At 69.7% G+C, this 25,607-nt stretch carries 18 protein-coding genes and 1 pseudogene; 8 read left to right on the plus strand and 11 right to left on the minus strand.

The window, feature by feature from the left end; genetic code table 11:
• Positions 1-331: 331 nt before the first annotated feature.
• Together ACFFIA_RS28835 and ACFFIA_RS28840 are read left to right on the plus strand one after the other, a co-directional pair.
• Positions 332-1,561, plus strand: a complete 1,230-nt coding sequence (locus ACFFIA_RS28835) for a hypothetical protein (RefSeq protein ID WP_377256453.1) — start codon at positions 332-334, stop codon at positions 1,559-1,561.
• A 134-nt stretch (positions 1,562-1,695) separates the two neighbouring features.
• Positions 1,696-1,830 (plus strand): annotated as a pseudogene (locus ACFFIA_RS28840) (transposase family protein); the annotation flags it as partial.
• A gap of 142 nt (positions 1,831-1,972) precedes the next feature.
• On the opposite strand, the gene ACFFIA_RS28845 reads toward ACFFIA_RS28840, so the two are convergent.
• The 3 genes from ACFFIA_RS28845 to ACFFIA_RS28855 form a co-directional block, all read right to left on the minus strand.
• On the minus strand, positions 1,973-4,132 hold the full coding sequence (locus ACFFIA_RS28845; protein ID WP_377256526.1) for an alpha-L-fucosidase: 2,160 nt from the start codon (positions 4,130-4,132) through the stop codon (positions 1,973-1,975).
• Positions 4,133-4,335: 203 nt separating this feature from the next.
• Positions 4,336-5,316: a LacI family DNA-binding transcriptional regulator gene (locus ACFFIA_RS28850; protein ID WP_377256456.1), complete on the minus strand. Its 981-nt coding sequence runs from the start codon at positions 5,314-5,316 to the stop codon at positions 4,336-4,338.
• Positions 5,317-5,374: 58 nt separating this feature from the next.
• Positions 5,375-6,436, minus strand: a complete 1,062-nt coding sequence (locus tag ACFFIA_RS28855; RefSeq protein ID WP_377256459.1) for a winged helix-turn-helix domain-containing protein — start codon at positions 6,434-6,436, stop codon at positions 5,375-5,377.
• Positions 6,437-6,815: 379 nt separating this feature from the next.
• Here ACFFIA_RS28855 and ACFFIA_RS28860 point away from each other — a divergent pair, with 379 nt between their 5' ends.
• The 3 genes from ACFFIA_RS28860 to ACFFIA_RS28870 all read left to right on the plus strand — a co-directional run bounded on the left by ACFFIA_RS28860 (position 6,816) and on the right by ACFFIA_RS28870 (position 11,168).
• Positions 6,816-9,017, plus strand: a complete 2,202-nt coding sequence (locus tag ACFFIA_RS28860) for an MMPL family transporter (RefSeq protein WP_377256462.1) — start codon at positions 6,816-6,818, stop codon at positions 9,015-9,017.
• 101 nt (positions 9,018-9,118) lie between these two features.
• The gene (locus tag ACFFIA_RS28865; RefSeq protein WP_377256465.1) at positions 9,119-10,435 is read left to right on the plus strand and encodes a sensor histidine kinase; all 1,317 of its coding nucleotides are present in this window, start codon (positions 9,119-9,121) and stop codon (positions 10,433-10,435) included.
• A 73-nt stretch (positions 10,436-10,508) separates the two neighbouring features.
• The gene (locus ACFFIA_RS28870; protein WP_377256468.1) at positions 10,509-11,168 is read left to right on the plus strand and encodes a response regulator transcription factor; all 660 of its coding nucleotides are present in this window, start codon (positions 10,509-10,511) and stop codon (positions 11,166-11,168) included.
• 8 nt (positions 11,169-11,176) lie between these two features.
• Here the strand turns inward: ACFFIA_RS28870 and ACFFIA_RS28875 are convergent, their stop codons facing one another.
• The 5 genes from ACFFIA_RS28875 to ACFFIA_RS28895 all read right to left on the minus strand — a co-directional run bounded on the left by ACFFIA_RS28875 (position 11,177) and on the right by ACFFIA_RS28895 (position 18,076).
• The gene (locus ACFFIA_RS28875) at positions 11,177-12,385 is read right to left on the minus strand and encodes a cytochrome P450 (RefSeq protein ID WP_377256471.1); all 1,209 of its coding nucleotides are present in this window, start codon (positions 12,383-12,385) and stop codon (positions 11,177-11,179) included.
• Positions 12,382-13,395 carry a class I SAM-dependent methyltransferase gene (locus tag ACFFIA_RS28880; RefSeq protein WP_377256474.1) on the minus strand — a complete coding sequence of 338 codons (1,014 nt, stop codon included), beginning with the start codon at positions 13,393-13,395 and terminating at the stop codon, positions 12,382-12,384. The genes ACFFIA_RS28875 and ACFFIA_RS28880 overlap by 4 nt, the downstream gene beginning before the upstream one ends.
• Positions 13,396-13,547: 152 nt before the next feature.
• Positions 13,548-16,313: an amino acid adenylation domain-containing protein gene (locus ACFFIA_RS28885; RefSeq protein ID WP_377256477.1), complete on the minus strand. Its 2,766-nt coding sequence runs from the start codon at positions 16,311-16,313 to the stop codon at positions 13,548-13,550.
• A gap of 39 nt (positions 16,314-16,352) precedes the next feature.
• Positions 16,353-17,216: an SDR family oxidoreductase gene (locus tag ACFFIA_RS28890; RefSeq protein ID WP_377256479.1), complete on the minus strand. Its 864-nt coding sequence runs from the start codon at positions 17,214-17,216 to the stop codon at positions 16,353-16,355.
• Complete coding sequence (locus tag ACFFIA_RS28895; protein WP_377256482.1) at positions 17,213-18,076, minus strand: thioesterase II family protein; 864 nt, start codon at positions 18,074-18,076, stop codon at positions 17,213-17,215. The genes ACFFIA_RS28890 and ACFFIA_RS28895 overlap by 4 nt, the downstream gene beginning before the upstream one ends.
• A 34-nt stretch (positions 18,077-18,110) precedes the next feature.
• On the opposite strand from ACFFIA_RS28895, the gene ACFFIA_RS28900 reads away from it, so the two are divergent.
• The 3 genes from ACFFIA_RS28900 to ACFFIA_RS28910 all read left to right on the plus strand — a co-directional run bounded on the left by ACFFIA_RS28900 (position 18,111) and on the right by ACFFIA_RS28910 (position 20,549).
• A complete protein-coding gene (locus ACFFIA_RS28900) occupies positions 18,111-18,926 on the plus strand; it encodes an alpha/beta fold hydrolase (RefSeq protein ID WP_377256485.1) in 816 nt (271 codons plus the stop codon).
• A 259-nt stretch (positions 18,927-19,185) separates the two neighbouring features.
• Positions 19,186-20,160, plus strand: a complete 975-nt coding sequence (locus ACFFIA_RS28905; RefSeq protein ID WP_377256488.1) for a TauD/TfdA family dioxygenase — start codon at positions 19,186-19,188, stop codon at positions 20,158-20,160.
• Between the two features lie 125 nt (positions 20,161-20,285).
• A complete protein-coding gene (locus ACFFIA_RS28910; protein WP_377256491.1) occupies positions 20,286-20,549 on the plus strand; it encodes a chorismate mutase in 264 nt (87 codons plus the stop codon).
• Between the two features lie 220 nt (positions 20,550-20,769).
• Here the strand turns inward: ACFFIA_RS28910 and ACFFIA_RS28915 are convergent, their stop codons facing one another.
• The 3 genes from ACFFIA_RS28915 to ACFFIA_RS28925 form a co-directional block, all read right to left on the minus strand.
• Positions 20,770-21,408: a sensor domain-containing protein gene (locus tag ACFFIA_RS28915; protein ID WP_377256494.1), complete on the minus strand. Its 639-nt coding sequence runs from the start codon at positions 21,406-21,408 to the stop codon at positions 20,770-20,772.
• Between the two features lie 69 nt (positions 21,409-21,477).
• Entirely contained in the window at positions 21,478-22,794 is a 1,317-nt protein-coding gene (locus ACFFIA_RS28920) for an MFS transporter (RefSeq protein ID WP_377256497.1), read from the minus strand.
• Positions 22,795-22,826: 32 nt separating this feature from the next.
• Positions 22,827-25,607: condensation domain-containing protein (locus ACFFIA_RS28925; protein WP_377256500.1), on the minus strand; the 2,781-nt coding region annotated here is incomplete at its 5' end.

The following is a 25,607-nucleotide window of genomic DNA, read 5'->3' on the forward strand; positions in this document are numbered from 1 at the left end:
CCATATGATCGAACCTCCTGAATATCAAGTCCGGGTAAGCCGTCACGCTCCCGGCGAGCACGCGTGGCCCGCGTGAGTCGTCCCGGCTCAGCAACGGCCCGAGTGGAACCCGCGCTGCAGCGACGAGCATCGAGGGTGAGCTGAGGCCCGCCGTCGACGCCAGGGTCAACCTTCGCTCGAGTACCGCAACATCCTTGACACGCCGATGTAATCGTTATTACATGCATCATGCACACCGGCCTGCTGGTAGTCAAGGCACCGTGTCATCGGTCGTCAGGTGTGTGGGTCAGAGAGTGAAACCGTTCTTACTGCTGATCATAGGGGAGGTCTCGTGACCGAAAAAAACGTCGTGACAACGAGCGATAGCGCTGCGGAGGCGGCGCTGGAGGAGGGCGAGGGCGTCTTGCGAATGATGCCGACCTGGGTGCCCCGCTCCTTCTGCGTGCCGGGTCGCCGCCTGCGCCTGCATCCCGACGACTATTTCGCCTACGGCGGAGAACGGGGAGGCATCGATGAGCGATGGTTGAGCTCGTCCACAAGAGCCGACAACGGCCCGGCTACGGGAGAGTACGAGGGCGTCAGCCTCGTACTCGGGACGGACGGGCGGCACATTCCGTTCGACACGGTCGTCGACAACCTCGGCGGCACGCTCATTGGGGCGCGGCTGTGGAACCGGGACGGGGGATGGACGGTCTACAGCAAGTTCTTTGACAACGCTGGGCCGCTGCCGTTCCATGTTCATCACGACGACGAGGCTGCGGCCCGTGTCGGCAGGCGCGGCAAACCGGAGGCATACTACTTTCCACCGGAGCTGAACAACCACCTGGGACTCACGCCGGTCAGCTACTTCGGACTGCGCCCTGGCACGACGCGCCAGGAGTTGGCCGATCGGCTACGGACCTTCAGTACCGTGGGTGACAACCGCGTCACCGAGCTTTCGCAGGCATACCGTATCGAGCTGGGTACGGGGTGGGACATTCCACCGGGCGTGCTGCACGCGCCCGCAAGCGTTCTCACGTACGAGCCACAAGCGGCATCGGACGTCTTCGCCATGTGCGAGTGCTGGACGAGTTCGAGGACGATTTCGGCCGATCTGCTCTGGAAGGACGTCCCTCCGGCTGAGCGTGGAAACGTCGACTACATCATCGACCTGCTCGACTGGGACCGCAACACCGATCCGTTCTTCGCCCAGAACCGCTTCATGCGCCCACTGCCAGCTTCTGAAGGCGACGGGTACCGCGAGGAGTGGATCGTCTACCGCTCCTCGGCCTTCAGTGCGAAGCGCCTGGTCGTGCAGCCCGGACGCAGTGTCGTCGTGACGGACCCGGCCGCATATGGTGCCATCGCGATAGCTGGCCGGGGCCGCTTCGGGGTCTGGCCGCTGGAGACACCAACCGTGGTCCGATTCGGAGCCCCTACTCAGGACGAGTTCTTCGTGTCCGAGTCGGCGGCACTCACCGGGGTCCGGATTGCAAATGAAAGCGAGACCCAACCGCTGGTCATACTCAAGCACTTCGGTCCAGAGAACCCTGATAACGCGATGAACGTCGACCCCGCCTGACCTCCACAGACCAGAGCAGCGTCGCTCCAATTACTCGCGCAAGGGCTCACGGCGGCGGCTCAGATGACCGGGCACATATGAACGGCTAGCTCCACTCGACCGTGTTCCATCACCTACGACCCGGCGGCCCAGATATGGTCGCCGACCTCGGCTATCTGGGCACCGACGCGATCACCGGACACCGCAAACCCCGCGGCGCCGAGCTCGGCGGCGTGCGACGCGCCTGCAACCAAGCGATCAACAGCACCCGCGCCGGTGTCGAACGCGCCATCGCGCACCTGGCCAACTGGAAAATCCTCGACACCGGCTGGCGCGGACGCCTCACCGACTTCCCCGACCTCCTACGCACCGTCGCCGGACGGAGATCTACCGAACCTGGGGATAAGCCCGTTCTGAATAGCGCTTCAGACCTCAGCTTACGACCGAGTCATCTGGCTGGCCAAGGGCTCCTGACTCGCTGGCAAGTTCATCGGTCGCGGACGAACCGATCTCGTACGTGGCAGCGAGCATCTCGAAAACCTCAAGGTCCTCGATTGTCGTGTGGAGCACGCCGTCGGCATCGATCTCGAATGGCACGATGCGCTCAGAACCGATCGCATGCAGGTCACGGAAGCGGGCGTGAGCGGGAGGGCTCACTCGCAGCGAGACCTGCGGCACCGGTAGCGCAGGAAATCGCGAAGGGTGGTTGAGCACGCAAACTCGGACCCGGGACACCTCGTGGTCATGGAACGCCGTGAGCCAGACTGACGGCGGCGCATCTGCGGCTACCCGAGGTTCACGGCCGAGAAGGCTGCGCACGAGCGCCACAAATAGCTGCGGAGCCGCGCTCAGGGAGCCCTCTGCCGTCGCCTCGATGTCCATCGCGCTGTAGACAGACAACCCAGCGCCGAATCGGTTCGCAAGGACTGCCGGCTCGGTCGTGTCTGTCCACGGAGGCGAGTTGTGAATACTGGCCCAGCGCTCGTCATCGCGGTTGCCACGGCCATCGCCGTAGGGCAGGCTGACCGTAGCGAGAATCCTCGTACCCTCTGCGGCTGTTACCCGTAGTGCCGTAACGGACCGGTCGAACCCAGCCTGGTTCACGTCCGGCTCACCGTGGGCAACGTATGCGACCGGGGCGATCGAGGCCGCCAATTCTGCGGTGTTCGGCTTGAGGTAGGTAACGGACGCAGTATGCTCGTCCCCGAATCGACAGCCGAACACGTCGGCGAGCAGAAAGTCGGGATGCCGGGTCCCGCGCGTCGTGACTCGGGAGCTGTTGCCGCTCGCGTACAGCCGGCCGCCTTCCGCAACATAGCGGCGAAATGCATCAATCTCTTCCTCGTCCATGCGGAGGACGTTAGGGAGTACCACGACAGGGATGTCGGCGAGTCGTCCGAGATCAGCCCGGCTCAGCACAGTGAACGGGATGTGCGCGGACTTGAGGGCGCGCACCGTGCCTTCGACGGCTGCGGAGTGTGGCGAGGGTTGGCCCGACATCCGGAAGCTGCCAGCCAGCTTATCGAGTGGCAGGCCATTGTCGGCGAAGTCCACAGCGGCGGCCTGGCTTGCATAGACGCCGACCTCCGCGATCATGTCGCCGACACCGAGGAACTCACGGTACGGCTCCATAGCGGCGAACACCTCGGCGAGGCGCTCGTAGACCGGGGCGCTCACGCTGCCGTCTGGAGCTACAGCGTCGATCGCCATGAACTGGCCTCCGACGGCCGTCGCTGCCAGGGCGTGTGCCTTCTGCTCCTGCACCGGCATGAGAAGGCTGGCCCCGCCACCGTATGCGGACACCGCCTTCATGTATTGCATGACTGAAGGTGTCAACCGTTGCAGCGCGGGCAGCACGCTCTGGTGATGGAAGTCCCCACCCAGGAGATCTCCGGCGTGCATGAGATCGTGTCCGGCCCCCGCCCACCAGTCGAACTTGATGATGCCCCCGTTCAGAAACACAGGAATGTCACAATGGGCGCGAACGCGCTCACGGAGCCGGACGAATGCCTCCAGAAGCCACCGCTCGCGTGCTGCCTGAAACCGGCACCACTCGGCTCCGAACCAGTCCACTCGTTCCGGGATCTCCGCCGACCACTCGGCCCGGTACCGCGCCCGGCAACTCTCGCAGACGCACACGCTCGTCCAGAACACCATGTCGAAGAAGAATGCATCGAACTCGTAGGCACCCGCGAGCTCGTCGACCTGTCGCAGCATGAACTCCATCGCCTGGGGGTTGTTCGGGCATACGACGCCGTACCGGCTTCCGGGCCCCGCCATGCCGCCCCGACTCGAAGGCTCAATGCGCCACTCAGGATGTTCTCGATATGCCCATCCGTTGAACACGGGCCCGCTGTAATACGCACAGGCGGCGATGCCACGCTCGCGGAGGAGGCTCACCTGATCTGCGACGATGTCCCGCCCACGCAAACCCGCGTGCATCTGCCCGCTCACTGTCGGCCAGTAGCAGAGACCGACGTGGGAGTTGCAGTACACCATAACCGCGTCCACTCCCGCGGACGCGCACCCCGCCACGAAGCTTGCGGGATCGAATCGCGTCAGGAAGCGCTCATCCCAGTCGGGGATATGCATGTCCAGCAAGATGTGACGTTGCGACCGCAGATAGCGGTCCTGCGACCCCGCCCGCTCAGCGCCACCAGTCCCGGCTCCCGCTCGTACCGACCCCATCGTCCTCGATCCAATCCCGATGTGTAAACGTTCTTACAACCCTGCCACAACCAGGGCGCGGGACTCAAATCACGGGTCTCTCGCCTGACGCCTGTGCGCGTAGCGAGTCAGGAACCAGACGTGCTTGCCCGCACGACGAGCGCGGGTGCGAGCAGTACCTGGCGGGGAGTGCCGTTTTCGTGACTCAGCAGATGCACGACTTCCCGGCCGAGGTCTCGCAATGGCTGCGCGATCGTCGTCAGACCCAGCAACGCCGCCACGGGCACGTCATCGTAGCCGGTGACCAGGACGTCCGCAGGGCAACGAACACCGAGATCCCGCAGCTCCAGGATCACTCCCGAGGCGACATCGTCGTTCGCGCATGCGATGGCATCGGGCAGGTCGCCGCGCTCGACCAGCCGACGAGTGAATGCCCGTCCGTTACGTGCGCTCGGAAAGTCCAGGTCCTCTACCGGCCACGCCTCAATGCCGTGCACCTCGCACGCCTCGGTAAACGCCGTCGACCGGTCCTTGATGCTCGAGAGGGCCGACGTGGCGCCAGCGAAGACGGCGGTTCGCGCCCCGCTCGACGCCAGATGGCGGACCAGCTGGCTCATTCCGGCGCGCTGATCAACACCAATGAAGTCGAGCTCGTCGACCGCTCGCCGTTCGAGCTGCGCGACCCGCGTGGACCGTGCCGCCGAGCGCAGCGCAGGCGCGCTCCCCGTAGCGTGCACGGGACATACCAGCAACGCGTCAACCCGGCGACGCAGAAGCGTCTGTAGTCGTTGCGCCTCCACGGCGACATCGTTACTCGCATCACAAAACACTACGTCCAGCCCTGCCTCCGCGAAGCCCTGCTCCGCCGCCTGGACAACCGCAGGGAAGAACGAGTTGGTTATGTCGGGAACCAACATCCCGACGGAACTCGACGAGCCGCTGCGAAGGGACGCGGCGAGTGCATCGGGCTGATAGTCAAGATCCTTGCAGGCTTGGAGGACCGCCCGGCGCGTCTGCTCAGCGACCCGGTCCTTACCGGTAAGCACCCGACTCACCGTCGCAACCGAGACACCGGCAGCCTGCGCCACCTCCCTGATCGTCACGGTCACAAGCAGATAGTAGCCCGTAACCGTTTACTGACCTTTTGGAGTCAGGGTCCTGGTCTGGTCATGGTGGGTGTAGGCCGGTTGCGGTGAGGAAGCCGTTGATCAGGGTGGGTTGGTACTGCATGCTTTTGAGTCGGTTCTTGGTGATCCGGGCGAGTTCGGTGATGCCGCCGGGGGCGAGGTTGGCCATGGCGCGTTTCAGGCTGGACCAGACGCTTTCGGCCGGGTTGAGTTCTGGGGCGTAGGCGGGCAGGTGGTAGACCCGCAGCCAGCGGCGGGCGGTGATGAGGGCTCGCATTCTCGCCGACTTGTGCGCGGGCAGGCGGTCCCAGACCAGCAGGATGGGGCCGCCGAGTTGTTGGTGCGCGGCGTCCAGTAGTTCGGCGAAGTGGGCTTCGTTAAAGCCTTTCGGCTCGCCTTTACGTCTTTTGTGAGCATGATTCGGTAGATCAGGCGGGGACGGTGGCCGGCGCGGTAGGCGGTGATACCCGCGACGGATACTTTCCGGCCGCCCCGGCCAGCGACCCGCACGATCGGGTATGGCCACGCGGGGCCCAGGTACGGCCCCGGGCTGGTCTGGGCGACAGTCCGGACTCGTCGATGAAGCAGATCCACGCGCCCAGCCTGCGCGCGACTGTTTTACCGCGGGCCACTGGTACCGGCGCCAGCGGGCGATAGCCTGCTCGTCGCGCTCGGCCGCTGGCTGGCTCGGTTGCTGCGCGGTGAACCCGGCCCGCCGCAGTACCTGCCACACGGTGCAGACCGCGACCGTCACATGGAACATCCGGCCGATCAACGTCCGTACCCGCGCCAGGGTCCACCGCTGGTCCTCGACCCACCCGGCCGCCGCTGGACCCTCGTGCAGCTTGGCGATCAGCTTTTGAACCTGCGACTCGGACAGTACCCGCTGCGGCCCCGGTGCACCTTTGGACACCAGCGCGCGGTCGCCGCCAGCGACCCACGCCCGCCGCCACGTGTGTGCGGACTTGGTGGAAATCTCCAACGCCTCGGCGACGTCGGGTGCGCTCATTCCCGCGGCGAACATCTTCGCTGCCCGCAGACGGACCTGTTCCCGGCGGGCGCGGGCCTGTGGCCCGGTTCCGCCGCCATCGCCGTATCGCATACTCCTATCAAGACACAAGGAGTGAACAGGATGGAATCGCTCAAAACGGCGATGTGGACACAGGAGGGACCCTGACCATGAAAGGTCGGTAGATTGTGACGTATTGCCTTGACGGCGAGCATGCACGGACCCGACCGGAAGCTATGACCGCGCTCGACGAGCGCTGGCACGCGGGCCGAGCTCGCGCTCGCCGACATCGGCGCCGGCGAGACCCGCCGGCGACAGGATTGGGGGTTAACCCGAAAGCGCGACCATCGGGTTGTCCCGACGAAACCCGGGGGCCGGCAGCAAAGACCAGCGGCCCGCGGTCCGGCAGGCTGATTGACACTGGCGCCAGGCTGGCGCGGGCATGCCCACGACCCCCACGGGAGAATCTGCAATGACTCGGCAACCGACGACCGTAAGGATCGCGCGGTGGAGCGTCCTCCATCCATGGCGGGCCATCCTCACCTGGCTGCTGTTCGTCGCCATCTGCGTACTCGTGGGCGGCGCGGTCGGCACCCGTACGCTGACGCCCACCGAGGCCGCGGTGGGCGAGTGGGGGCGCGCCGAGGAGATCCGCTCGGCCGGTGACCTGGGCGAGCGGCCGGCGGAGCACATCCTGATCACCGCACGGTCCGGCACGCTCGACGCCACGCGGGCGCAGGAGGCGGCAACCGCGGCAGGCCAGCGGCTGGGCGGGCTGCCGGAGGTGGACGCCGTAGGTACGGCGGTGCCCTCCCCCGACGGCACCGCCATGCTGGTCCAGGTGCAGATGCGCGGCGAGGTCGCCGACGCGGTGACCAATGTGGAGCCGCTACTGCGCGAGACGGAGGCCGTGCAGCAGGCGTACCCGGACCTGCGGATCGAGCAGGTCGGCACCGGGTCGATCAACAAGGCGCTCGGCGAGACTCAGGAGGAGGACTTCAAGTTCGCCGAGTTCGTGAGCATCCCGCTGATCCTGATCATCCTGCTCGTTGTCTTCGGCGCGCTGATCGCCGCCTCCATTCCGCTGCTGCTGGCCCTCTCCGCGGTGGCGGCCGCGCTCGGCCTTGCCTCGGTGACCTCGCACCTGGTGCCGACGACCAGCTCGCTGAGCAGCATCATCCTGCTGATCGGCCTGGCTGTCGGCGTGGACTACTCGCTGTTCTACGTCCGTCGGGAACGTGAGGAGCGCAGGGCCGGGCGGGACGCCCGCGAGGCCGTGGAGACATCGGCCGCCACCTCCGGACACGCCGTCGTCGTCTCCGGCCTGGCCGTTATCGTCTCGCTCGCGGCCCTGTACGCGGCGGTGAATGCCGACTTCTCCTCGACCGCCACCGGCGCGATCCTGGTGGTGGCGGTGGCCGTCCTCGGCTCGGTGACCGTGCTCCCGGCGATCCTGAGCAAGCTGGGCCGGTGGGTCGACCGCCCTCGAATCCCGCTGGTTTGGCGCTGGCGGGAGCGGCGCGCGGCGACCGGGCGCAGCGTCTGGTCGACGATCCTGCGGCCGGCCCTGCGCCGCCCGGCGGCGACGCTCACGGTCGCGGTCCTGGTGCTGCTGGCGCTGGCCGCCCCCGCGCTGGGCATGAAGCTGCGCCTGACCACCCCCTCGGACCTGCCCCGCTCGATCGAGATCATGCGCTCGTACGACCGGCTCGTCGCGGCGTTTCCGAGCACCGGCAGCGAGCATGTGGTGGCCGTCGAGGGTCCGGCCGACCGGCAGGGCGAGGTGCGGACGGCCCTCGAGGGCCTGGCCCGGCGTACCGCCGTCGACCCGTTGTTCGCCCACGACCGCGAGCCGGTCCTGCGGACCTCGGCGGACGGCCGGGTGAGCACGCTGACCATCGGCGTGCCCGCCAACCCGGGCACGCAGGAGGCCGAGGATTCGCTGCGTGCGCTGCGTGAGACGCTCCTGCCCTCGGCGCTGGACCGCATTCCCGACATCGAGTACGCGGTGAGTGGCCAGACCGCCGCGGACCACGACTATGTCGCGGAGATGACCCGGGACCTGCCACTGATCATCGCCATCGTCCTGGTACTCACCTTCCTGGTAATGATGATCACCTTCCGCTCGGTCGTGGTGGCGACGCTCTCGATCCTGCTCAACTGCCTGTCGGTGGTCGCGGCGTTCGGCATCCTGACCGCCGTGTTCCAGGGCGAGTGGGCCGAAGGGCTGCTCGGCTTCGAGTCCAACGGCGGCGTGGTGGCGTGGTTGCCGCTGGTGCTCTTCGTGATCCTGTTCGGACTGTCCATGGACTACCACGTCTTCCTGGTCAGCCGGATCCGCGAGGCGGTGCTCCAGGGCCAACCGACCACGGTCGCGGTGGAGACCGGCATCGTCCGCTCCGCCGGCGTGGTGACCAGCGCCGCCGTCATCATGGTCGCGGTGGTGTCGGTCTTCGCCACCCTCACCGCGCTGGAACTCAAGCAGCTCGGCGTGGGACTCGCGGTGGCGATCCTGCTCGACGCCACGATCATCAGGGCGGTCGTGCTGCCCGCGGCGATGACCATGCTGGGACACCGCAACTGGTGGGCGCCCCGGTTCATGCGCCGCCGCGAGGAGACGCCGGCGGAGGCCACCGAGTCGACCCCGACCGAGCGGGTCGACACCACGGCGTGACAGCGGCCCGTCTCCTGGATCTCGCCGCGCATTACCGAGATCCAGGAGACGACTCAGCCGTCCGCCCCGGGCGGCGGCCGCGACAGAGGTGGAAGACTCCATTGACAGGCAACGAGGAGGGGGTCCCTACCGTGCGGCTGGCCAGGCGCGGCGTCCTACCCGCGCGGTTCGGCCACGAGCTGGCTTACGCGATCGGCAGCGGGCCGATCGTGGCCGCCGGTGTGGCGTTCACGGTGCTCGGACTGCTCGCGTCCGCGGTGCTGGCGGTGGTGTTCGTCGGGCTGCCGCTGCTGGCGGCGGTCGTCGCCGGTGCGCGGCAGCTCGGCGGCTGGGAGGCCGACCGAGGTCGCAGGCTGCTCCGGCTCGACCTCGGCCTGCCCGCTCCCCCGCCCTCGGCAGATGGATTCTGGCCACGGCTGCGAGCCAGCGTCAGCGACCCGGCAGGGTGGCGCACGATGCTGCTCTTCGTGCTCAAGCTCCCGATCGCGATCGTGGCGTTCTGCCTCGCGCTCGGTGGCTGCGGCGTCGGGCTCGTGCTGGCCACGTACCCGAGCTGGTTCTGGCTCGGCAGCCCGACCAGGTACGAGGACGGCCCGGCCCGCAGCGCCACGAAAATGACCATCGGTGACCTGTACCTGGACACCTGGCCGGAGGCCATCGCGGTGGGCGCGCTCGGCCTGTTCCTGCTCCTGCTCACACCGTGGCTCGTGCACGCGGTGCTGGTGCCCGACCGGCTGCTGGCCAAGGCGCTGCTCCGACCGACCCGGGCCGAGGAGCGGATCCGCGTGCTGGAGGAGGCACGCGACTACGCCGTGGACGACTCGGCGGCGGCGCTGCGCCGGATCGAGCGAGACCTGCACGACGGCGCTCAGGCCCGGCTTGTGACCCTCGCGATGGACCTCGGCCTGGCCAAGGAGACGCTCGACGGGACGGGCGGGGAGAGCGAGGTACGACAGGCCCGCGAGCTGATCGACATCGCGCACGAAAACGCCAAGAAGGCCCTGATCGAACTCCGCAACCTGGCCCGCGGCATCTACCCGCCGGTGCTCGACGAGGGGCTCGGTGCGGCGCTGGCCAGCCTCGGCGACGCCTGTTCCCTCCCGGTGAACGTCTACGTCGACGTGCCGTTCCGCCCGTCGCCCGCGGTCGAGACGATCGCCTACTTCTGCACGGCCGAGCTGCTGACCAACGTGGCGAAGCACAGTCGCGCCCAGCACGCGACGATCCGCGCGACGCAGCGGTTCGACATGTTGCGGCTGGAGGTGGGCGACGACGGGGTGGGCGGCGCCTCCTTCGGCGGGGGCACCGGACTCTCTGGCCTCGCCGACCGGCTGCGCACCGTCGACGGGCGGATCGCCCTCAACAGCCCGCGCGGCGGGCCCACCCTCGTGACCGTGCACCTGCCCCTGCGGGCTTAGGGTATTTCACAGGGCATGCCCGGCCTGCGGCTCGACCGACCCCCTATGAAACACGCCCTGACCGGAGGCTGCGATGCGTGTGGTACTTGCCGAGGACTCGGCCGTCCTGCGAGAGGGTCTGGTCCGCCTGCTGACGGCCCGAGGGCACAGCGTGGTCGGGCAGGTCGGCGATGCCGGTGAGCTGGCGTCCGTGGTGGCCGAACAGGATCCGGACATCGTGGTGGTGGACGTCCGCATGCCGCCCACGCACACCGACGACGGGCTGCGCGCGGCGCTGGACCTGCGCCGGCGCCAGCCCGGCCTGGCGATCCTGGTCTTCTCCCAGTACGTGGAGACGCGCTGCACCCGGATGTTGCTGGCCGGCCGGGCCGACGGGATCGGCTACCTGCTCAAGGACCGGGTCGCCGACGTCAGCGAGTTCCTCGACACGCTGGCCCGGGTCGCCGCCGGTGGCACCGTGCTCGACCCGGACATCGTGACCAGCCTGATGAACGCCGGAGATCAGCTCCACGACTTCGATACCCTCACTCCGCAGGAGCGCAAGGTCCTGGCCCTGATGGCGCAGGGCCGGTCGAACACGGCCATCGCCAAGGCGCTGCATGTCTCGCCGGGGGCCGTGGAGAAGTACGTCACCGGCATCTTCACCAAACTGGACCTACCGCCATCACCCGACGATCATCGCCGGGTGCTGGCGGTGCTGCGGTACCTGGAGCCCAGTCGCGCGGAGGACTGACCCGGAGGTCAGCCGCGCGCTTCGGTGTAACGCAGTGGCAGGGTCTGCACCCCGAACAGGCCCGGGGCGGCGAGGTAGTCCGGCTTGCCCGCGAGCGCGAGGTCCGGAAACCGGTCGAGGATGATGTTGAGTGCCAGCCGTGCCTCGAGCCGGCCCAGCGGCGCCCCGATGCAGAAGTGGATACCGTGCCCGAACGACATGTGCGGGTTGCTGGCCCGGTCGATGTCGAACACGTCCGGGTTCGGGAAGCGCTGCTCGTCCCGGTTGGCCGAGATGATCCACGCCACGACGAGCGAACCGGCCGGCACGTCGAGGTCGCCGACCGTCGTGTCCTGGCGGGTGAGACGGTGGGTGAGCGTGACCGGCGGGCGGTAGCGCAGCACCTCCTCGATCAGGTCCGGAAGGCGTGACCGGTCGGCCCGCACCGCGACGGCCGCGGCCGGATTCTCGTCCAGGCTCAGCAGTGTGTTGCCCAGCAACATCGTGGTGGTGATGTGGCCGGCGAAGAGCAGGTCCGCGGCGAAGCTGAACACCTGGTTGTCGGTCAGCCTGGTGCCGTCGACCTCGGCGTTGGCGAGCCGGCTCATCAGATCGCCGGTCGGCTCCTTGCGGCGCCGCTCGGCGTGGTCCGTGAGGTACTCCTGCATCTCCCGGACCTGGTCGGCGACCCACTCGTTGATCTGGAACTCCGCCTCACCGACCTGCGCCTCCGCGGTGGCCGTGATCGCCGCCTCGGCCCACCGGCGAAACTTCGGCTGGTCGGAGATGGGGATGCCGAGCAGCTCGGCGATGACCGTCACAGGGAGCGGGTTGGACAGCGTCTCGACGAACTCGAACTCGCCGCCGGAGACGTGGTCGAGCAACTGGTTGGTCACCTCGACGATCCGCGGCTCCAGGCTGGCGACCGTCTTCGCGGTGAACGCGTCGGTCACGACCTGGCGAAGCTTGCGGTGCCGGGGCGGGTCGGTGGTGGCGAGGCTGCCCTCGATGAAGTTGGGCACGTCGTCCGGTACGGCGGCACTCATGTCCGAGGAGAAGGTCTTCGGGTCGGCCAGGACCTTGCCGGCGTGCTCGTGGCTGAACACGTGCACCGCGCCGCCCTCTTCATCACGCCAGACTGGGCCGTGCGCCCCCTTCTCGCGCAACCATCGAAGCAGCGCGGCGCCACCGTCCTCTGTGGTGGGAGGTTGTTCCGCGGCGGTGGAGTGGTCGGTCACGGCAGCCTTTCCAGCTCGAAGACGACGGACGCGGTCAGGCTCGTGATGAGGTGCTTACGCACGCAGCGCCAGCCGCCGTCCGGGAAAACACCGTCCCACTCGTCCATAGTGGGCAGATACACGCCCATCATGTCGTGCCCCAGCTCGAAGCCGAGCGTGAACACCGGCACCTCGGTCGGGGCGATGTCCGATGTGCGGGTCGCGTCGCCGAGCAGGAACCGCTTCACGTTGGGGAAGAGGTCACGCAGGCGCCGCAGCGTCGCGACGCAGTTGTCCCGGGGCCAGAAGTCGTGGCCCATCATGAAGCAGGTGAGCAGATCCACGTCGGCGAAGTCGGGCCGAGGCTCCATCGACCGGACGTCCGCGGTCACAAACGCGATCCGGTCGCCGAGGCCGGCCTTCTCGGTGTCCGCCCGGGCCACCTCCAGCGAGTTCGCGGCGATGTCCAGGCCGAGACCGCGCGTGCCGGGGTACCGCTGGGCGATCTGCCGCAGCCGCTCGCCGCTGCCGCAGCCCATGTCCGCGACCCTGGTGAAGGTGAAGTCCAGACCCTCCATCGCCGTCCAGAAGGCCGGGTCGAAGCACATCGCGTTGATGTCGCGGCAGGCGAAGCTGATCGCGGGCGCGTCCCGGCGGTAGTAGTCGCCGACCCGCTTCTCGTTGCGCAGCACGTCCGGCATGTCGGTGAAGAGGTCCGAACAGCCGCGGCTCAGCCAGTGGAAGAAGGACTTGGTACGGAAGACCTCGGCGAAGTTCTCGCCTACGACGAAGAGATTGCCCTGCCGCTCTACCGCACGCACCGAAGCGAGCGCGACGAGCATCCCGACCGTGGACGCCGGGTGCAGGTCGTTCGCCGCGGCGAACTCCTCCGCGTCCAGCTTGCCGTGCTGGTTTAGCTCGTCGAGCGCGCCGAGTTCCCACGCGGCGCTGATCGCCCACGAAGCGACGGCCGAGTTGAAGATGTCTGCCGTGGCTCTGCGCTGTGCCTCATTGATGACCTGGGTGGTCACACCGTTACCTCCGGCTCTGGAGACTGTGGACTGTTTGTGGTTTCGTGAATCAGAGGAGGGGCCCGGCCCAGACCGTCGCGTCGCCCTGGCCGCACACGCACCGGAGTCGCTGTACCTAATATCGACGCCAGCGCACCACGGGAGCCAGGACATTAAGCCGACGCCGAAATGGCGTGTTCATCTGCCTCCAGGAAACGCGCCAGTTCCAGCGGTGTGCGGTACAGGTACATCTCCCGCACCCCGACCGGCAGGCGCTGGTCCCGCAGCATGCGGGCGATCCGCACCGCCAGCAGTGAGTTGCCGCCGAGGTCGAAGAAGTTGTCGTCCTCGGCGACCTCGCCGAAGATGGCCCGCCACGCACCGAGCACTATGGACAGTGGTCCCTCGGCGGGGCCGGTCGCCGCCTGTTCAGCCTCCTCCCTCGCGGGCGCCGGCAGGCGGGCCCGGTCCAGCTTGCCGTTGACGGTCAGCGGCAGCGCGCCGAGCACCGTGACGGTGGCCGGCACCATGTACTCCGGAAGCCTCGTCGCGGCCCGCCGGCGAACCTGCCGTGGGTCGCCCCCGTTGAGCACGACGTAGGCGTCCAGACGGGCGCTCGCCGGGTCGTCCGGGTCCGCCTGCCCGAGCACCACGGCCGCGGCCAGCACCACCGGGTCGTCCTGCAACACCGTGCGGATCTCGTCCAGCTCGATGCGGTGACCGCGCACCTTCACCTGGCTGTCGATCCGGCCCAGGTGCTCGAACCGGCCGTCCGGCAGCAGGCGGCCGCGGTCTCCGCTCAGGTACAGCCGCTCCCCCGTACGTTCGTCGGTCACGAACCGCGCGGCGGTCAGCTCGGGACGGTTGAGGTACTCCACCGCCAGGCCGTCACCGGCGACGGCGATCTCGCCGATGATGCCGGGCGGCAGGGGCCGCCGCCGCTCGTCCACGACCCGCATCGACCACCCCGGGATCGGGCGCCCCACCGACCGGGAGGCGGCGAGCGCCTCGGCCCGGGTGACGACCTGGGCGGTGACGTGCACGGTGGTCTCGGTGATGCCGTACATGTTCACCACCTGGCACCGTGACTCCGGATGGATGTCGAACCAGGTCGTCATGCGCCGGGCGTCCAGGGCCTCGCCGCCGAAGATGACCAGGCGCAGGGCGAGGTCGCTGGGGGCGGCCAGCTCCAGCTCGTGCAGCTGGGTGAACGCGGACGGCGTGTGGTTGAGCACGGTCACCCGCTCGTCCACCAGTAGCTGGCGGAAGTCCTCCGGCGAGCGGGTCGTCCAATATGGAACGACGATCAAGCGGCCGCCGGTGAGCAGGCAGCCCCAGATCTCCCACACCGAGAAGTCGAACGCCGCGGAGTGGAACCAGGTCCAGGTGTCCGCCGGCCCGAAGCCGAACATGCCCCGGGTACCGGAGAGGAGGCGGGCCACGTTCCCGTGCGGGATCACCGCGCCCTTGGGCTGCCCGGTCGACCCGGATGTGTAGATGATGTACGCGGGCGCCTCCGGACCGACCCGCACCACCGGCGGCGTCGCGGGAGCGCCCGCCGCCAGCTCGGCCAGCGCGTCGGGGCTGATCACCCGGGTCGCGCCGAACGCGGTGCCGTCCCGCTCCTCGGCCACCACCAGCGCGAGGCCGGCGTCCTCGGTGACGAACGCCAGCCGGGCGCCCGGGTTGGCCGGGTCCATCGGGACGTAGGCCGCTCCGGCCATGAGCACGCCGAGCAGGGTCACCACCAGGCCGGCGGAGCGGTCCAGGCACACGCCGACCCGGTCGCCCTCGCGCACGCCCAGCTCGCGCATCCCGTGCGCCATCCGCGCGGCCCGGTCGGCCACCTCCCGGTACGTCAGCGTGCTGTCCCGGTCGGTGAGTGCCGGCGCGTCCGGCGCGGCCCGCGCGCACCGGAGGAAGGCATCGTGGAGGCTTCCGGTCCAGATGTCCGCCGGCCGGGGCGTACGGCCCAGCGCGACCACGCGGTCGCGCTCGGCGTCGCCGTACCGGGGCACGTCGGTGAGCGGCCGGTCCTGGTCGCCGTCGACAAGCTCGGCCAGCGCGTGCCGGGCCTGTTCGGCGACCTGCTCGGCGAGCCAGCGCGGCGCGGTGCCGTCGCGGATCCACCAGCGGGCCCGAGGCGGGCCACCGGATCCGGGCGTGAGGACGACCGCGAGCTGGCAGTCGAGGTCGGTCCGCGGCAGGTGGCTGAGCGGACGCGCGCCGGCAGCCGGCGGTCCCTGGACGACCGCGACCTCGACCGCGTACGAGGCGGCGGCGGTGGCTTCAGGCGGCTCCGCCTCGCCGCTCCTGGTCGCCGCCGCGACGGCCAGCCGGAACGCGGCGACGCTCTGCCCCGGATCGGCGCCGAACCGCGCCCAGCGGGCCGGCTCCCCCGCGCCGGACCACCGCACACGCGCGCGGGGTTCACCGGCGTACCAGGCCAGGACCAGGCCGGCGGCCGCGGCCAGATCAGCGGCGGTGGCCCGCGCCGGCAGCGGGAACGCGGTGCCCAGCGGTACCGGCAGGCCGGCGCCTGCGATCGCGCCCTCCCCCGCGGCGGCCGGTCGCGGCTCCGCCCCGTCCGGCTGCGGCCCGGCGAGCGCGCGCAGCAGGTCGGTGACGTCGACCGCGGGGAGCCCGTGGGCGTCCGGCTGGCCGGTCACCACCAGGTCGGCGGCACCGTCCTGGTAGGCGAGCAGCACCAGTCGGGCCGCGCTCGCTCCGCTGGCCGGCGCCCCGAGCCCGCGGGACAGCTCCCGGGCCCGGCGGCGGGCGGCCGGCTCGCTGTCGGCGGGCGCGAGGACGCGCTCCACCCACAGCTCGGGCCAGCGACCCGGCAGGCGCCGCCGTCCGGACGCGGCCAGCTCGCGGTGCGCCGGATCGAGCCGGCCGGGTACACGGTACAGCGCCGCGACCGGCCGACTTATGTCCACTTCGGACTGTTGAGTTGCGGCCAACATAGCCTCCCTGGCTCAGCGGGCGCTGTAGCCACCGTCCACTGTGATCACCGAACCGGTGGCATGGCGGGACTCGTCCGAGGCCAGCCAGACCGCCGCCGCGGCCACGTCCTGGGCCTCGACGAGGCTGTTCGTGGGCTGCTGCTGGACGAACTCCGTCTCGTGGTCGGCGACGTGGACGCCAAGCGAACGGGCGATCTCGGCGAGCATCCGCCCTTCCATCAGCTGATCGTCACGGACCGAGCCCGGGCACAGCGCGTTGACCCGGACCTGGTGCGGCGCGTAGTCGAGGGCGGCGGCCCGGGTCAGCCCGACCACCCCGTGCTTGGCCGCGACGTACGCGGCGAAGTTGCGGTATCCGACCAGTCCGGCGGTGGACGCCACGTTGATGATGCTGCCGGCCCGGCGCGCGACCATCAGCGCGCCGAGAACTCTGGTCATCCGCCACGCCCCGGTCAGGTCCACGTCGATCATCAGGGACCATTCCCGCTCGGTGACCTCGTGCAGCACGCGGCCGGACGGCGCCGCGATCCCGGCGTTGTTGACCAGGACGTCCACTGTGGAGAAGCGGTCCACCGCGACCGCGACGGCGGCTTCCAGCGCGGCCATGTCGCGTACGTCCGCCGGCTCGCTGAGAACCGCCGCGCCACGCTCCCGGCACAGCTCGGCGGTGTGGTCGAGCTGGCTGCGCGAACCGAGCCGGTACGGCACACCGTCGATGTCGCCGGCCACGTCGAGCAGGACGAGGTCGGCGCCCTCCGCGGCGAACGCGAGCGCGCAGGCCCGGCCGATTCCGCGGGCGGCGCCGGTGACGACGGCCACCTTCCCCTCGAGCCGGCCGGCGCGGCGGGTCTCCGCCTCGGCGATCGGGGCGCTCATCCGGCCGCGTCCACGGTGCTGGCCTCCTGCTCGATCAGGTCGAGCAGGCCGGGCCATCCGTCGACCAGGTACATGTGGCCGCCGGGAAGCTCCTCGGTGTGGAACGCCTTCGTGGTCCAGTCGCGCCACTCCTCGGCGGCCGCGATGTCCACCACCTCGTCGGTCTCGCCACGTATCGAGATCACCGGGACGTCCACCACAGCACCGGCCTCCGGCTCGTAGCCCTCGTGCATCACCACGTCCGTACGCAGCACGGGCAGCAGGAAGTCACGCAACTCCGGGTCGTCCAGGGCCGGGTGGTGGTATCCGGAGATCGCCCGTACGCCGGCGATGAACTCGTCGTCCGCCCAGTCGGCGATGCGCGTGGTGCCGCGCAGCGTGCGCGGGCCCGGGGAGCCGCTGACCACCAGGAGCACGTCGGCCTCCGGGCGCAGGCGCATGAACGACCGGGTCGCCTCGTAGGCGAGGATGGCCCCGAAGCTGTGGCCGAACATCACCACCCGCTCGCCGGCGACGGCGTCCTCCAGCAGGTCGGGTAGGACCCGGTCGACCATCTCGCGCAGGTCGTCCGGCGCCGGCTCGCCGAACCGCTTCTCCCGGCCGGGCATCTCGACCGGCACCACCCGCAACTCCGGCGAATAGGCCCGCCAGGGATGGAAAAAGCTCGCGCCAGCGCCGGCCGGCGGAAAACAAAAAACGACAGCAACAGTTGACATTCGCTCCGCCCCCGTCATGTTCCCAGCGCGCACAATGTAGCCATCGACGGCTCCACAGGGAAGCGGCGGGATTGTCACCGCCCCGGCTTTTAAGGACAGGTGAAACGCCTTGTTTGTCTTCGCGAAGCCGTGATAGGAGGGCATCGGAATCGCAAACCTAGGGATCGGGTGAGCAAAGATGCCGCTGCTGTCGGTAAACGGAATCCAGCTCAGGTACGACGTCTCGGGGACCGGTGAGCCGGTCGTCCTCGTGGCCGGTACCGCGACCAGCGGCCGGGTGTGGTACCTGCACCAGGTGCCTTCGCTCACCTCGGCCGGATACCAGACGATCACCTTCGACAACCGGGACCTGGCCGGGGCCGGTCCCACCGCCGGGCCGGTGCTGGTGGAGGACCTCGTCGCGGACACGGTCGAGCTGATCGAGCGGCTCGAGCTGGGCGCGGTCCGGCTGGTCGGGTTCTCACTCGGCGCGCGGGTCGCCCAGGAGGTGGCGCTGACCCGCCCGGACCTGCTGCGCTGCGCGGTGCTGATGGGCACGAGGGGGCGGCTGGACCGCTGGACCCGCGCCCTCGGCCTCGCCGAGCAGGAGTTGGCCGACGCCGGCGTGGCCCTGCCCGCCAGCTTCGCCGCGGCCTTCCGCGCGATGCAGTACCTGTCCCGCCGTACCCGCGCCGACGACCGGCAGACCCGCGACTGGCTGGAGATCTTCGAGCTTGCCGCCGAGGCGAACGGGGGCCAGCCCGAGCCGCGCCGGCACGTGCGGTTCGAGCAGCTCGCCGAGGACCGGATCGTTGCGTACCGGGACATCAAGGTCCCCTGCCTGGTGATCGCGTTCGGCGACGACCTGGTCACGCCGCCGCACCTCGGCCGGGAGGTGGCCGAGGCGATTCCCGGCGGCCGGTACCGGGAGATCCCGGACTGCGGCCACTACGGCTACCTGGAGCGACCGTCCGAGGTGAACGCGGCACTGCTGGACTTCCTGGCCAACGGCTGACGGCGATCTTCAGCCCCAATACCTGCGCATTTCGTCAAGCCCTTAAATTCATTGCCCCCCGGCCGCGTCCCCACCAGACTCTGAATTGACCTAGCTGTCCGTCGGCGACCGCTCTGGAAAGAGAGCCGCCAGAAAACGCGGGTACGCAGATACTCATTGACCGACTTAAGTGGGTTACGGGACCGAATCGGCGCATTCGGTGTTCCACACGGGGAGCCGAAGAGGTGGCCTCCACCGACCGGCAGAATGGAGCAGCCACATGGACCGGCTCGTGCTCACGCCGGATGAACGGGACGAGATCACAGCACTCGTCGAGGAGGTGCTCGGCCGAGACTCGACGCCCGACGTGCTGGGCATCGCCGAGGAGGGCACCGTACTCGCCGAGCGACTGCCGCACCGGCTCCGGGACTTCCTGGCCGGTATCCGCGCGGACGAGTCGGAGATCGCGGTGATCTCCGGGCTCTCGGTCGGCGACCTGCCGCCCACCCCGGTCGACTGGCGGGCGGCGGCCGCGACAGGTGCCGGCCGACACGCCGAGATCGTCCTGCTGCTGTGCGCCTCGGCGCTGGCGGAGCCGTTCGGCTGGGCCAGCCAGCAGGACGGGCGGATCGTGCACGACGTGTGCCCGGGGCGGGGCCAGGAGTCGTCGTTCACGAGCGCGAGCAGCCGCCTGGCGCTGTCGCTGCACACGGAGGACGTCTTCCACCCCTGCCGGGGCGACTACGTGGCCCTGCTGTGTACACGTAACCCCGAGCAGACCGCAACCACGCTCGCCCGGCTCGACGCCCGGGAGGTCCCCGAGGACTTCCTCGCCGTGTTGTCCGAGGACCGGTTCCGCTTCTACCCCGACGACTCACACGTCCCGGCGGAGCGCCGCCAGGCCGGCGACGACCGCCTCACCAGCCGGTACCACACCGTCGGGAAGGTGGCCTTCGGTCCGCCGGACCGGCCGTACCTGCGCTTCGACCTCGACTTCATGGACGCGGTGGAGGGCGACGAGGACGCGGCCAAGGCGATCAGCGTCATGCACGACTACCTGGTCGCCAGCGCACAGGAAGTCGTGCTCGCGCCGGGCGACCTCGTCATGATCGACAACTACCGCGTGGTGCACGGGCGCAACCCGTTCGCGCCGAGGTGGGACGGCAACGACCGCTGGCTCAAGCGGCTCAACCTGATCCGCGACATCCGCCGGATCTACCTGCACAACGGCTCCCGCTCCCGCATCCTCGGCTAGTGCGACGGCTCCCCCACGGGCTGTCCACAACAGGCTTTCTTCCACCACCACCCGAAGATCGAGGCTGCTCACCCCAACCCCCGGTGAGCAGCCTCGATCGCCTGGGGCGACGAGAGGACACAGGCATGTCGGGCACGGCCACCGGCACCGATGAGGACATCTCTCAGTTGCGGCATGAGATCGACGAACTGGACTCGAAAATCATCGAGCTCTGGCAGCGCCGGGCCGCACTGTCCAAACAGGTGGGTCAGCTCCGCCTGGCCTCCGGCGGCCCACGGCTCGTGCTGTCCCGCGAAATGGTCGTCATCCGCCGGTACACCGACGAACTCGGGCCGGACGGCCGCGACGTCGCCCTGCTGGTGCTCCGCGCCGGACGCGGGCCGCTCTAGCTTCGCCGGAGATGTCGCGGCACATACCATCGACCATCGGGCGGTGAGCACCGACCCTCGACCGGCAGGTACCGCGAGGTTGTGAACGACGGACGGTGCGGCTGCGGGAGCAGCGGCCCGGACCACGACGGTCATCGCGGCAGCCCAATCTTTGTAAAGCTACAGAGTCTTCGGTATCGAGGCGGGCCGCGGAGGTCGACCTGGCCTGCTGCCGGGCCTTTCAGCGACCGCCGGTGCCGAGGATGGCGCGCGTGACGCGCGCGTCCAGGCGCGTGGCGGCCCGCACCACCCACGGCGCCACAAGCAGGAGTACCGCGCCCACCACCGCGACCGCGGCGATGCGTGGCCAGGTGTCCAGCCGCACCCCGCCCACGACCTGGCCAGCCGGGTTGGCGCCGTCCTGCGAGGCGGCGCCGAAGTGGTACCAGATGGGATAGGTGAGCTCCGCCAGGCCGATCGGCCAGAGCAGCCCTGCCGCGACGGCCACGATGGCGACCGGCAGCTTGGCGAACGGGTAGAGCACCGCACGCCAGCCGGCCCGGTCGGCAAGCCACGCCCTGGACCAGGAGAGAAACCCACGGCGCGGCTTCGGCGCGGCCGGTGCCGCGATGACCACGCCGAGCAGCGCCCGGGCCCGTGCCCGCTCCAGGTCGGCGAACCGGCGCGCCCCGGCGATCATCGCGCCGAGGAGGGCCACGCCGGCCACCGGGACCAGCAGCGCCAGGCCGGCACCGAACATGACGAGGACGTACGCGGCGGCGGCCACGACCACGAAGACACCGCTCAGCGCGTAGGCCAACTCGGCCCAGGTGCGCCGGGAGAGGTGCCCCTCCCGGCGCCAGAAACCATCACCAGTCATGGTCCGATCTCACATCGTCGGCGTCGAATGTGCTATCCGGTTGTCCCCCGAATCGGGACGCGCCTGCGGTCACACCGCTGCCGGGTCGCGCTCGCGTGGGACCTCGCCACCGGCGGCGTCCTTGGCCAGGTCGGGCAGGCTACGCAGTGACGGGCTGAAGGTGACGGAGAGCGAGATCAGCAGCAGCGCGCCCGCGCAGATGAGAAACGCCATGCCGTCCGACGTCAGGTTGACCAGGAATCCCGCCGTCAGCGGTCCCAGCGCACCGGAGACACCGCCGGACAGCTGCGTCGCGCCGCTCAGCCGCCCGCGCAGCCCGTCCGGGGTGAGCAGCAGTTGGGCGGCCTGGATGCTGGTGGTAGCCGCTGGCGTGGGGAACGCCATCGCGGCCATCACCAGACCGAAGCCGATGCCCGCCGGCACGAAGACCAGCAGCGGCGTCAGCAGGGTGCAGATCCAGGCCAGCGCGATGACCGTCGTGTGTGGACGCATCCGGGACTGGAACTGGGGGGCGAGGAACGCGCCGGCGAGCCCGCCCACGCCGAGCATCGCCGTCATGATGCCGATTTCCGACGCCGGCACCTTGCGCTCGCTCGCCACCAGGATGACCGTGAAGAGCAGCGCGTTGAAGACCAGGTTGAGCGCGACCGCGGACAGGAAGGAGACCCGGATCCGGGGTTCGCCGAGGACCCACCGCAGCCCGGCACCGATCTCGCCGAGAATCTCCTTCGGCCGGGCCGCCGCGACGACCCGCCGGGGCAGCCGCAGGAAGAACAGCAAGAAGAAGGAGAACGCGTACGAGATGGCGTCGACCAGGAACGGCACCGTGTGCTTCAGCTGGAAGAGGAAGCCACCGGCCGCGGGGCCGACCGTCACGCCCAGGTACGCCCGCCCGGCCATCGCGGCCATCGCGTTGGGCAGCTGCTCCGGCGGCACCACGCTGGGCATCGCGGCTTCCTCTGACGGCGCGAAGAGCGCCGCGAACGCGCCCTCCACGACGACCGCCACGATGATCAGGGTCAGTGGCGGGTTGCCGAGAAGCAGCGCCGTCGCCAGCGTCCCCATCGCGGCCGCCCGGCCGCCCTCGCACACCAGCATGATGCGGTGGCGGTTCCAGCGGTCGACGAGCGCGCCGGCCACGATGCCGAACAGGAACCGCGCCGCCATGTTGGCGAACGCGACGAATCCAGCCTGGATGGCCGATCCGGTCAGCACGAGTACGAGCAACGGGAGCGCCACTGTGGACACCGCGGAGCCGAATTCGGAAATGGTCTGACCCGTCAACAGGATCAGGTAGTTGCGGTTGCGCCGGAGCGGTACCGGTGGCGCCGGCTCCGGCGGGTCGTGTGCCGGCCCGGAGGCGGAAGCCCGGCTGGGATCAACCATCGTGTCAACCCGTCCCTGTGAGGCGTTCGGTGTCAGGCCAGCGGCTCGCGGCAGTGCTCCACGATCTGCTGGAGTGCGCGCGTGAGCTCGCTGGCGAGGTACTGGATGGTGTCCTGGTGGTGAATCTCGGTGTTGTAGACCCAGATGAAGGAGAGCTGGCCGTCTTCGACGCTGCCCGCCACGTCGATGAGGTATGGCCGGGCGTCCTCGGTGTTGTGATCGGGCGCCAGACCGGTCTCGCGGCCACGGACGAGCTGCTGCTGCTCCGGTTCGCCGGTGTCCCATTGGCCCAGGTAGTTGAAGATGATCTGGGGTTGCTGGTGGCCGGCCAGGGCTCGCCCCGGCCCGTCCGGTGTGGACAGATAGCGGAGGGCGCCGTAGCCGAGGCCACGGCCGGGCACCCGGCGCAGTTGGGCCCGCACCGAGCGGATGAGCGCTCGCCACTCGTCCGCGCCCAGCTGGTCGGCCAGCGCCTCGCCCGGGATCTCGAGGGCGAGGGGGAAGTGTGTGGTGAACCAGCCGACGGTGCGGGTCACGTCCAGGTCGTCGAAGATCTCTTCCCGGCCGTGGCCTTCCATCCCGACCAGTACCTTCGGCCGGTCGGCCCACCGGCCGAGGACCCGCCCGAGCGCGCTGATCAGCACATCGTTGATCTGCGTGCGATAGACCGCCGGCACCTGCCGCAGCAGGTCGTCGGTGTCCTCCCGGTTGAGCTGGCTGACCACCTCCGCGGTGTTCGAAGCCAGGTTGGCCCCGCTGGCGTCGACGGGCAGCGCGGCGGGCCAGTCGCCGACCCGCGACCAGTACTCGACCTCGCCGTCCAACCCGCCGTCGGCGACGTGTGCGGCCAGCCGCCCAGCCCACGCCTGGAACGAGGACGTCTTGGCCGGAAGCGTCACCGGCTTGCCGTCAGCCACCTGCCCATACGCCTCGACCAGATCGGACAGCAACACCCGCCACGAAACACCGTCGACCACGAGATGGTGCACCACCAGGAACAGCGCCGGGTCACCACCACCGGTGAACAACACCGCCCGCACCAGTGGACCGTCACCCAGATCAAGGCCCGCCTGCGCCTGCCGGCCGACCTGCTGCATCCGGGCCCGCCGCTCGCCCTCCGGCACACCGGCCAGGTCGATCACCTCGAAGACCGGCTCGGCCGGCGCGTAGCTCGCCCGCCACCGCCCACCATCGCGCCGGAACCGGGTCCGCAAACCATCATGGTGCTCCACCAACGCCGCCACAGCCATCGCGACCGCCTCCACGTCGGCATCGGATGCCAGGTGCAGCAGGACCGACATGTTGTAGTACGACGGGTCACGCTCGAACGTTTCGAAGAACCACTCCTGGATCGGCGTCAACTCGGCCTCACCAACCACGGGATCGTCCACCGCGGCCGGCGACTGATCGGTGAACGACAGACCCTGTGCCAGACCCGCGATCGTCTGCCGCACGAACAGGTCCTTCGACGTCAAGCCCAACCCGACCGCACGCGCCCGCGACACCACCTGGATCGACAGGATCGAGTCACCACCAAGCTCGAAGAAGTTGTCCTCCACCCCCACCCGATCGACGCCCAACACCTCCTGCCACACCAGGACGAGAGCGCGCTCCACATCGGATCGTGGGCCGACGAACTCCGCACCACTGCGCGCCGCCGACACATCCGGCACCGGCAACGCCCGCCGATCCACCTTTCCGCTCGACGTGAGGGGCATCGCGCCGATGACCGTCAACGCCGACGGCACGAGGTACGCGGGCAGCCGCTCGGCGACGAACTCCAGCAGCTCCTGGTTGGGCGGCACGCGGCCCTCGGCGGGGACGACGTAACCGGCCAGACGCGGGGACTGGCCGTCGCCGAATGGCACCACCACGGCCTCACCGACCATCGGATGCGCCGCGAGTACCGCCGCCACCTCCACCAGCTCCGCCCGGAAGCCGCGGACGCGCACCTGCTCCACCACGCGCCCGAGATACTCGACCCGGCCGTCCAGGTGGCGCCGGGCGCGGTCGCCAGTGCGGAAGAGCCGCTCACCGGTCACCGGATCGGTCTCGAACGGTCGCGCCGCCGCCGGATCACCGACGTAACCGCGGGCCAGCGCGCTGCCGCCGACGCAGATCTCGCCGGCCACACCGACCGGCACCCCGGTGCCGGCCCCGTCGAGGATCCGCACCGTTCGGCCGGGCAGCGGCTCGCCGAGCGGCAGCGGACCGGATCCGCTGACCTCGCCGAGCGTCGAGGACCAGGCCATCGCCGGGCCGAACGCCTCCGCGATCGGGTACGTGGCGACGAGCCGCAGAGACGGGTCGAGCCCGGCGCCGGCGCGCGGCCTGAGCTGGGCCGGCCACAGCGGATCGCCACCGAGCACCACGGCCCTCAGCGAGCTGGTCGCGGCGTCAGGCCGCCGGGCCCGGACGAGCGCGCGGAAGCTGCCCGGGGTCTGGCACAGCACGGTGACGTTCTCCGCGCGCACGAGCGTCCACACCTTGCGCGGGTCGCGCAGCGTCTCCGGCGCCGCCAGCACGAGCCGGTCACCGGCGAGCAGCGGTGCCCACAGCTCCCACTCGGACGAACCGTCGATGACCGCGCGCCCGCTCAGCCACACGCCGGGCGCGGCGTCCGCTCCGCGCCAGGCGGCGGTGACCCGGGCGTGGGCACCGGCGATCGCCTCGGCTGCGGCCGCGTGTTCGATCATGACGCCTTTTGGTGTGCCGGTGGAGCCGGAGGTGTAGATGGTGTAGGCCAGGTCGTGGCCGGTGGTGTTGGTTGGTGGTGGGGTGGTGGGTTGTGTGTCGATCGCCTCGGTGTCGAG

It is taken from the genome of Phytohabitans kaempferiae (genome assembly GCF_042433955.1).
Taxonomy (GTDB): domain Bacteria; phylum Actinomycetota; class Actinomycetes; order Mycobacteriales; family Micromonosporaceae; genus Phytohabitans; species Phytohabitans kaempferiae.

Excerpts from the sequence above, each read along its gene's own strand:
- ACFFIA_RS28845 (WP_377256526.1), bottom strand. The coding sequence starts at position 4,132 with ATGCATATCCCCGACTGGGATGAGCGCTTCCTGACGCGATTCGATCCC.
- ACFFIA_RS28855 (WP_377256459.1), bottom strand. The coding sequence starts at position 6,436 with ATGCGATACGGCGATGGCGGCGGAACCGGGCCACAGGCCCGCGCCCGC.
- ACFFIA_RS28860 (WP_377256462.1), top strand. The coding sequence starts at position 6,816 with ATGACTCGGCAACCGACGACCGTAAGGATCGCGCGGTGGAGCGTCCTC.
- ACFFIA_RS28870 (WP_377256468.1), top strand. The coding sequence starts at position 10,509 with ATGCGTGTGGTACTTGCCGAGGACTCGGCCGTCCTGCGAGAGGGTCTG.
- ACFFIA_RS28890 (WP_377256479.1), bottom strand. The coding sequence starts at position 17,216 with ATGAGCGCCCCGATCGCCGAGGCGGAGACCCGCCGCGCCGGCCGGCTC.
- ACFFIA_RS28895 (WP_377256482.1), bottom strand. The coding sequence starts at position 18,076 with ATGCCCTCCTATCACGGCTTCGCGAAGACAAACAAGGCGTTTCACCTG.
- ACFFIA_RS28900 (WP_377256485.1), top strand. The coding sequence starts at position 18,111 with ATGCCGCTGCTGTCGGTAAACGGAATCCAGCTCAGGTACGACGTCTCG.
- ACFFIA_RS28905 (WP_377256488.1), top strand. The coding sequence starts at position 19,186 with ATGGACCGGCTCGTGCTCACGCCGGATGAACGGGACGAGATCACAGCA.
- ACFFIA_RS28910 (WP_377256491.1), top strand. The coding sequence starts at position 20,286 with ATGTCGGGCACGGCCACCGGCACCGATGAGGACATCTCTCAGTTGCGG.
- ACFFIA_RS28915 (WP_377256494.1), bottom strand. The coding sequence starts at position 21,408 with ATGACTGGTGATGGTTTCTGGCGCCGGGAGGGGCACCTCTCCCGGCGC.
- ACFFIA_RS28920 (WP_377256497.1), bottom strand. The coding sequence starts at position 22,794 with ATGGTTGATCCCAGCCGGGCTTCCGCCTCCGGGCCGGCACACGACCCG.